The organism is Promicromonospora sp. NPDC060204, from assembly GCF_042728455.1.
Lineage (GTDB): Bacteria > Actinomycetota > Actinomycetes > Actinomycetales > Cellulomonadaceae > Promicromonospora.
In genome coordinates, this window is record NZ_JBHWZO010000281.1 from 1 (window position 1) to 7,698 (window position 7,698).

Consider the following 7,698-nt stretch of genomic DNA (forward strand, 5'->3'; position numbering starts at 1 on the left):
CCACCCCCACTAGCGTCGGCCGCGTCTTTTGTTTATAACCCCCCGCCCCACACCCTCGCGCGGCGCCCCCGCCGGGCCGCGGCCCCCCGCGTCGAACTTAGTACCCGGCGCCCATGAGCGTTCATGAGCCGACGGACCCTACGTTCGACGGTCCGGGCCGGAAAGGGCCGCCCACGTCAGAGGGGCGTTAGCGAGCGTCTGGGCGCCGTCAGCGTTCCGTCAAGGAGTGGTTCCACCGGTCGCGCGCAGGCGTAGACCAGTGGCATGACCGATCTGGCCTTCATCCTCCTGACCGTGGCGTTCTTCGCCGCGGTGGCCCTGGTGGCGCGCCGCGCCTCCGCGAGCCACGACTCCGCCCGCCCCTCGGGGAGGCGGAAGTGAACCCCTTCGACGCCGTGGGCCTGGTGCTCACCCTGGCGGGCCTCGTCTACCTCTTCGTGGCGCTGATCCGCGCCGACCGGACGCGGTGAACGCCATGAGCACACCGGTTCTCGTCGCGGTGGCGCAGGTGCTCGTCCTGCTCGCCCTGCTCGCCGCCGTCCACGCGCCGCTGGGCGCGTACATGGCGCGCGTCTACTCCAGCCCGAAGCACCTGCGCGCCGAGCGCCTCTGGTACCGCCTGGTCCGGGTGGACCCGGACGCCGAGCAGCGCTGGACCACCTACCTGATGTCCCTGCTGGGCTTCTCGCTCGTCTCCGTGCTCTTCCTCTACGGGATGCTGCGCCTCCAGGCGTACCTGCCGTGGAGCCTGGGCTTCAGCGGGTTCGACCCGGCCGGCGCCTGGAACACCGCCGTCAGCTTCGTGACCAACACGAACTGGCAGTGGTACTCGGGTGAGGCCGCCGCCGGACACCTGGTGCAGATGGCCGGCCTGGCCGTGCAGAACTTCGTCTCGGCCGCCGTCGGCATGGCCGTCGCGATCGCCCTGGTGCGCGGCTTCGCCCGCTCCGGGACGGACGCCCGCGTCGGCAACTTCTGGTCCGACCTGACGCGCGGCGTGACGCGCATCCTGCTGCCCCTGTCCCTGGTCGCGGCGATCCTGCTCATGGTGGGCGGCGTGATCCAGAACCTGGACCCGCACACCGCGATCACCACGGTCGAGGGCGCCACCCAGCAGTCGCTGGGCGGCCCGGTGGCCTCGCAGGAGGCCATCAAGGAGCTCGGCACCAACGGTGGCGGCTTCTTCAACGCGAACTCCGGCCACCCGCTGGAGAACCCGACGCCGTTCACCAACCTCGTCGAGATCTTCCTGATCCTGCTCATCCCGTTCACCCTGCCCCGCACGTTCGGCATCCTGGTCGGCGACAAGCGGCAGGGCTGGGCGATCCTCGGCGTCATGGGCGGCCTGGCGCTGGCCTCGCTCGTGCTGACGACCTGGGCCGAGATGGCGGGGCCGGGTGCCGCGCCGCAGGCGGCGGGCGCCGCGATGGAGGGCAAGGAGACCCGGTTCGGACTCGCGGGCAGCGCGCTGTTCGCGGTCGCGACGACCGCGACGTCGACGGGCGCGGTGAACGCGTCGCACGACTCGCTGACGGCGCCGGGCGGCGGGCTGGTGCTGTTCAACATGCTCCTGGGCGAGATCGCGCCTGGCGGTGTGGGCGCCGGCCTGTACGGCATGCTCGTGCTGGCCGTGGTCGCGGTGTTCATCGCGGGCCTCATGGTCGGCCGCACGCCGGAGTACCTGGGCAAGAAGATCGGCAAGCAGGAGATGACGCTCGTCGCCCTGTACGTGCTGACCACGCCCGCGCTGGTCCTGGTGGGCACGGCGGCCGCCGTGGTGGTCGAGCCCGGCCTGGTGGGTATCCAGGAGTCCGGACCGCACGGCCTGTCCGAGGTGCTGTACGCCTTCGCCTCGGCGGCGAACAACAACGGCTCCGCGTTCGGCGGGCTCACCTCCGGCACCCCGTTCTACGAGATGACGCAGGGTCTGGCGATGCTCGCCGGCCGGTTCGTGCCGATCGCGCTGGTGCTGGCCCTGGCAGGCCGCCTCGCGAGCCAGACGGCGGTGCCGGCGACGTCGGGCACCCTGCCCACGCACCGCCCGCTCTTCGCGGGCATGCTCGCGACGGTCGCGATCATCGTCGTGGGGCTCACCTTCATCCCTGTTCTTTCCCTCGGTCCCGTTGTGGAGTCCCTGTCATGACCATCGACACCCGGAACGTCCCGGACGTTCCCACCCAGGAGCCTGCGGCCGGTGGTGGCGCGCGGCGCCCCGCGAAGCGGCAGACGCCGCGCGCGCTGACCTGGGCGCAGCTGCGGTCCGCCCTGCCGGGCGCGCTGCGCAAGCTGGACCCGCGCGTGCTGTACACCTCGCCGGTCATGTTCGTGGTCGAGGTGGGCGCGTTCGTCACGACCGTGCTCGCGATCATCGAGCCCGACATGTTCGCGTGGTGGATCGCGGTGTGGCTGTGGGCCACCGTGCTGTTCGCGACGCTCGCCGAGTCCGTGGCGGAGTCGCGCGGCAAGGCGCAGGCCTCCACGCTGCGCGCCACGCAGAAGCAGACGACGGCGCGCAAGGTCAGCGCCCCGCAGGACACCCTGACCTCGGGCACGCGGCTGGACCTGCTGCCCACGGTCGAGGTGCCGTCCTCGACGCTGCAGGTGGGCGACGTCGTCGTGGTCGCGGCGGGCGAGACCGTCCCGGGCGACGGCGACGTCATCGAGGGCGTCGCGTCCATCGACGAGTCGGCGATCACCGGCGAGTCCGCGCCCGTCATCCGCGAGTCGGGTGGCGACCGCAGCGCCGTCACGGGCGGCACGGTCGTGCTGTCCGACCAGGTCGTCGTGCGCATCACGGCGCCCGCCGGGGCCACGTTCGTGGACCGGATGATCGCCCTCGTCGAGGGCAGCGAGCGCCAGAAGACGCCGAACGAGATCGCGCTGAACATCCTGCTCACGTCGCTGACCATCGTGTTCCTGCTGGCGGTGGCCACGCTGCAGCCGTTCGCGGTCTACTCGGGCTCGCGGCAGTCGCTGCTGGTCCTGGTGGCGCTGCTGGTCTGCCTCATCCCGACGACGATCGGCGCGCTGCTGAGCGCGATCGGCATCGCGGGCATGGACCGGCTGGTGCAGCGCAACGTGCTCGCGATGTCGGGCCGCGCCGTGGAGGCGGCGGGCGACGTGGACGTGCTGCTGCTCGACAAGACGGGCACCATCACCTACGGCAACCGCCGCGCCACGCAGGTGCTGCCGGTGAGCCGCGTGACGCCGCAGGAGCTCGCGATCGCGGCGCGTCTCGCGTCGCTGGCCGACGAGACCCCGGAGGGCCGCAGCATCGTCGAGCTGGTGGACGAGAAGTACGGCGCCGGCGAGGAGCTGCCGCTGGACGCTGAGCTGGTGCCGTTCTCGGCCCAGACCCGGATGTCGGGCGTGGACCTGCCGCTGACCCGGTCGAGCGAGGCGGGCGGCGCCGGGCACACCGAGCTGCACCGCATCCGCAAGGGTGCCGGCAGCGCGATCCAGCGCTGGGTGCACAGCACGGGTGCGCAGATCTCCGACAAGGAGGTCAAGGACCTGGAGAAGCACGTCGACTCCGTCTCCCGCGCCGGCGGCACGCCGCTGGTGGTCGCGGAGCAGGTGGGCGAGGCGCCCGCGCGGGTGCTCGGCGTCGTCCGGCTCAAGGACGTGGTCAAGGAGGGCATGCGCGAGCGGTTCGACGAGTTGCGCGCCATGGGCATCCGGTCGGTGATGGTCACGGGCGACAACGCCGTGACCGCGCGGGCCATCGCCGCGGAGGCCGGGGTGGACGACGTCCTGGCGGAGGCCACGCCGGAGGACAAGCTGGCGCTCATCAAGCGCGAGCAGGAGGGCGGCAAGCTGGTCGCGATGGCCGGCGACGGCACGAACGACGCCCCGGCGCTGGCCCAGTCCGACGTCGGCGTGGCGATGAACACCGGCACGTCCGCCGCCAAGGAGGCGGGCAACATGGTGGACCTCGACTCCGACCCCACCAAGCTCATCGAGATCGTCGAGATCGGCAAGCAGCTCCTGATCACGCGCGGGGCGCTGACCACGTTCTCCGTGGCGAACGACGTCGCGAAGTACTTCGCGATCCTGCCCGCCATGTTCATGACCGTGTTCCCGCAGCTCGAGGCGCTGAACATCATGCGGCTGGCGAGCCCCGGCTCCGCCATCCTGTCGGCCGTCATCTTCAACGCGCTGATCATCCTGGCGCTGATCCCGCTGTCGCTGCGCGGCGTGAAGTACCGGCCGGCGTCGGCGTCGTCCCTGCTGACGCGCAACCTGCTGGTCTACGGCCTCGGCGGCCTGGTGGCGCCGTTCATCGGGATCAAGCTCATCGACCTCGTCATCTCGCTGCTCCCGGGCCTGTAGCCCGGTCCCGAGCAGACCGAAAGGAAATCCCATGGCATCAACAACGGTCGCGAGCGATCTCGCGGCGCTGACCCGGCACTCCCTGGCGGGGCTGCGCATGCTGCTCGTGTTCACCCTCCTGCTGGGGCTGGCCTACCCGCTCGCGGCGACCGCCGTCGGGCAGGTGGCCTTCCCCTGGCAGGCCAACGGCTCGCTGGTGCGCGCCGACGGCTCGCACACCACCGACCGCTCCGAGGCGGTGGGCTCCGCGCTCGTCGCGCAGGGCTTCGAGGGCGTCGAGTACTTCCACCCGCGGCCGTCCGCCGCGGGCGACGGGTACGACACGTCCGCCTCCGCCGCGTCGAACCTCGGCCCGCTCAACCCGGACCTGGTCGCGACGATCGAGGAGCGCAAGGCCGCCGTCGCCGAGCTGGAGGGCGTGGACCCGGCGGACGTCCCGGCCGACGCCGTCACGGCGTCGGGCTCGGGCCTCGACCCGGAGATCAGCCCGGCGTACGCCGCGATCCAGGTCGCCCGGGTCGCGCGCGAGCGCGGCCTCCCGGTGGCCGACGTCGAGGCGGCTGTCGCCGCCCACACCGCCGGGCGTGACCTGGGCGTGCTCGGCGAGCCGCGGGTGAACGTGCTGGAGCTCAACCTCGCCCTCGATGACGCACACTGATCCCATGAGCACCGGACGCCGGGGCCGCCTCACGGTCTACCTGGGGGCGGCCCCTGGCGTGGGCAAGACCTACGCCATGCTGGACGAGGCGCACCGGCGCCGCGCGCGGGGTACCGACCTGGTGATCGGCCTGGTCGAGACGCACGGGCGGGCCGCGACGGTCGCCAAGATCGGCGACCTGGAGATGATCCCGCGGCGGCTCGCCGAGCACCGCGGGTCGACGCTCACCGAGCTCGACGTCCCGGCCCTGCTGGAGCGCGCGCCCGAGGTGGCGCTCGTGGACGAGCTGGCGCACACCAACGCGCCCGGCTCCCAGCACGCCAAGCGCTGGCAGGACGTGCACGACCTGCTGGACGCCGGCATCGACGTGGTCACCACCGTCAACGTGCAGCACATCGCGTCGCTGACCGACGACGTCGAGGCCATCACCGGCGTGCGGCAGCGCGAGACCGTGCCGGACCAGGTGGTGCGCGACGCCGACCAGATCCAGCTCGTCGACCTCTCGCCGGAGCAGCTCCGGCGCCGGCTCGCGCACGGCAACGTGTACCGGGCCGAGCAGATCGACGCCTCGATGTCGTCGTTCTTCCGCGTGGGCAACCTGACGGCGCTGCGCGAGCTCGCCCTGCTGTGGCTCGCCGACCGGGTGGACGACGCGCTGACGCGGTACCGCGCCGACCACTCGATCGGCGGCACCTGGCCGGCCCGCGAGCGCATCGTCGTGGCCGTCACGGGTGGGCCGGAGACGGAGACGCTGCTGCACCGGGCGGCGCGCATCGCGCAGCGGGCGGCGGGGACCGAGCTGCTGGCGGTGCACGTGCTGCCCACGGACGGGCTGCCGTCCACGCCGTCCGCCACCATCGCCGCGCACCGCGCGCTCGTGGAGTCGCTCGGCGGCGTGTTCCACACGGTGGTGGGGGAGGACGTGCCGTCCGCCGTCGTGGACTTCGCCCGCGGGGTCAACGCGACCATGATCGTCGTGGGTGTCTCTCGCCACCCCGTGTGGCGGCAGGCGCTGCTCGGCTCGTCCAGCGCGGAGATCGCCCGGCTCTCGGGCACGATCGACGTGCACCTCGTGACGCACGAGCGCGCCCGCGTGGGCGTGGGGGTGCGCTCGCGGTACTCCTCCCTGTCCCCGAAGCGCCGCGCGGCGGGCTGGGGCTCGGCCCTGCTGATCCCGGCCCTGTTGACGGCCGCGCTCCTGGTGATCGGTACGGACGACGTCGCGCTCGCCACGGACGCGATGCTGCTGCTGGCGGGGGTGGTCGGCGTCGCGCTGATCGGCGGGCTGTGGCCCGCCGTGGTGGCCGCCGTGGTGTCCAACCTGTGCCTCAACTGGTTCTTCGCGCCGCCGGTGGGCCGGTTCACGATCGCCCAGGGGGAGAACGTGCTCGCGCTCGCCGTCTTCGTGGTGATCGCGGTCGCCGTCGCCTCCGTGGTGGACCTGGCCGCCCGGCGCACCACCCAGGCGTACCGGGCGCGGGCGGAGGCGTCCACGCTGGCCGCGCTGTCCCGCTCCGTGCTGTCGGGCCAGGACACGGCGCAGGCGATCGTGCACCGCGTCGCCCAGACCTTCGCGATGGCCGACGTGCGCCTGGAGGAGCGCGCCGACGACCGCGCGCCGTGGTCCGTGGTGGCGCACGAGCGGTGGGTCACGGACGCGGAACCCGCGCCCGGCCGCGGGTCCGGCCGCGGGTCCGGCGGTGCGTCCAACGACGCCGAGGCGGATCCGACCGTGACCGAGGTGGTGATCGACGACCGGCACCGGCTGGTGCTCGCCGGCCGCGTGCTGCCGGCGAGCGACCGGCAGGTGGTGGAGGCGTTCGGCGTGCAGGCCGGCATCGTGCTGGAGCGGCGTCGCCTGCGCGAGCAGGCCGCCCAGGCCGAGGTGCTGGAGCGCACCGAGAGCACCCGCACCGCGCTGCTCGCCGCCGTCTCGCACGACCTGCGCACGCCGCTCGCCGCGATCCGCACGGCGGTGGACGGCCTGTCCTCGCCCGACGTCGAGCTGGACCGGGAGGACCGCGACGTCCTGACGGCCACGATCGCGGACTCGACGCACCGGCTGGAGCGCCTCATCGGCAACCTCCTGGACCTGTCCCGCATCCAGACCGGCGCCGTCCGGCCCGCGCTGCGGGCGGCGTCGCTGGAGGAGGTGGTGCCGATCGCCGTCGAGCCGTGGCTCGCCGACCTGGCGCTCGACGTGCCGGAGGACCTCCCGCTCGTGCACACCGACCCCGGCCTGTTCGAGCGGGTCGTGGCCAACGTGGTCTCCAACGCGGTGCGGCACTCGCCGCCCGGCGCCAAGGTGCTGTTCACGGCCTCCGCCGCGCGCGACGCGGTGGAGCTGCGCGTGGCCGACACCGGGCCGGGCGTGCCCGAGGAGCGCAAGGCGACGATGTTCGAGCCCTTCCAGCGGCTCGACGACACGAGCGCGGGCGGCCTCGGCCTCGGGCTGGCGGTCGCGGCGGGCCTCGCGGACGCCGTCGGCGCCCGGATCTCGGCCGAGGACACCCCCGGCGGCGGCCTCACGATGGTGCTCACGGTGCCGCGCGAGACCGCCCTGGATGATGGGATGGCCTCGTGACCGGTGAGACGGACGGCGAGGCGCGCGCGACGACGTCGGGCAACCGCGTGCTCGTGGTGGACGACGACGCCGCGCTGACCCGCGCCCTGGCGATCAACCTGCGCGCCCACGGCTGGGACGTGAC

General features: G+C 73.2%; 5 protein-coding genes. All 5 read left to right on the forward strand.

Going from position 1 to position 7,698, the window contains the following annotated elements; all coding sequences use genetic code 11:
* The first annotated feature begins 377 nt into the window (after nt 1-377).
* The 5 genes from kdpF to ACFWEJ_RS24825 are packed head-to-tail and all read left to right on the forward strand — an operon-like array spanning nt 378 to nt 7,574.
* On the forward strand, nt 378-470 hold the full coding sequence (gene kdpF, locus ACFWEJ_RS24805) for a K(+)-transporting ATPase subunit F (protein ID WP_020016455.1): 93 nt from the start codon (nt 378-380) through the stop codon (nt 468-470).
* Between the two features lie 5 nt (nt 471-475).
* Complete coding sequence (gene kdpA / locus ACFWEJ_RS24810) at nt 476-2,143, forward strand: potassium-transporting ATPase subunit KdpA (RefSeq protein WP_377231848.1); 1,668 nt, start codon at nt 476-478, stop codon at nt 2,141-2,143.
* On the forward strand, nt 2,140-4,332 hold the full coding sequence (gene kdpB, locus ACFWEJ_RS24815) for a potassium-transporting ATPase subunit KdpB (protein ID WP_377231849.1): 2,193 nt from the start codon (nt 2,140-2,142) through the stop codon (nt 4,330-4,332). The genes kdpA and kdpB overlap by 4 nt, the downstream gene beginning before the upstream one ends.
* A 31-nt stretch (nt 4,333-4,363) precedes the next feature.
* Complete coding sequence (gene kdpC, locus ACFWEJ_RS24820) at nt 4,364-4,990, forward strand: potassium-transporting ATPase subunit KdpC (RefSeq protein WP_377231850.1); 627 nt, start codon at nt 4,364-4,366, stop codon at nt 4,988-4,990.
* Nucleotides 4,991-4,994: 4 nt separating this feature from the next.
* Complete coding sequence (locus tag ACFWEJ_RS24825) at nt 4,995-7,574, forward strand: DUF4118 domain-containing protein (RefSeq protein ID WP_377231851.1); 2,580 nt, start codon at nt 4,995-4,997, stop codon at nt 7,572-7,574.
* Nucleotides 7,575-7,698: the final 124 nt, after the last annotated feature.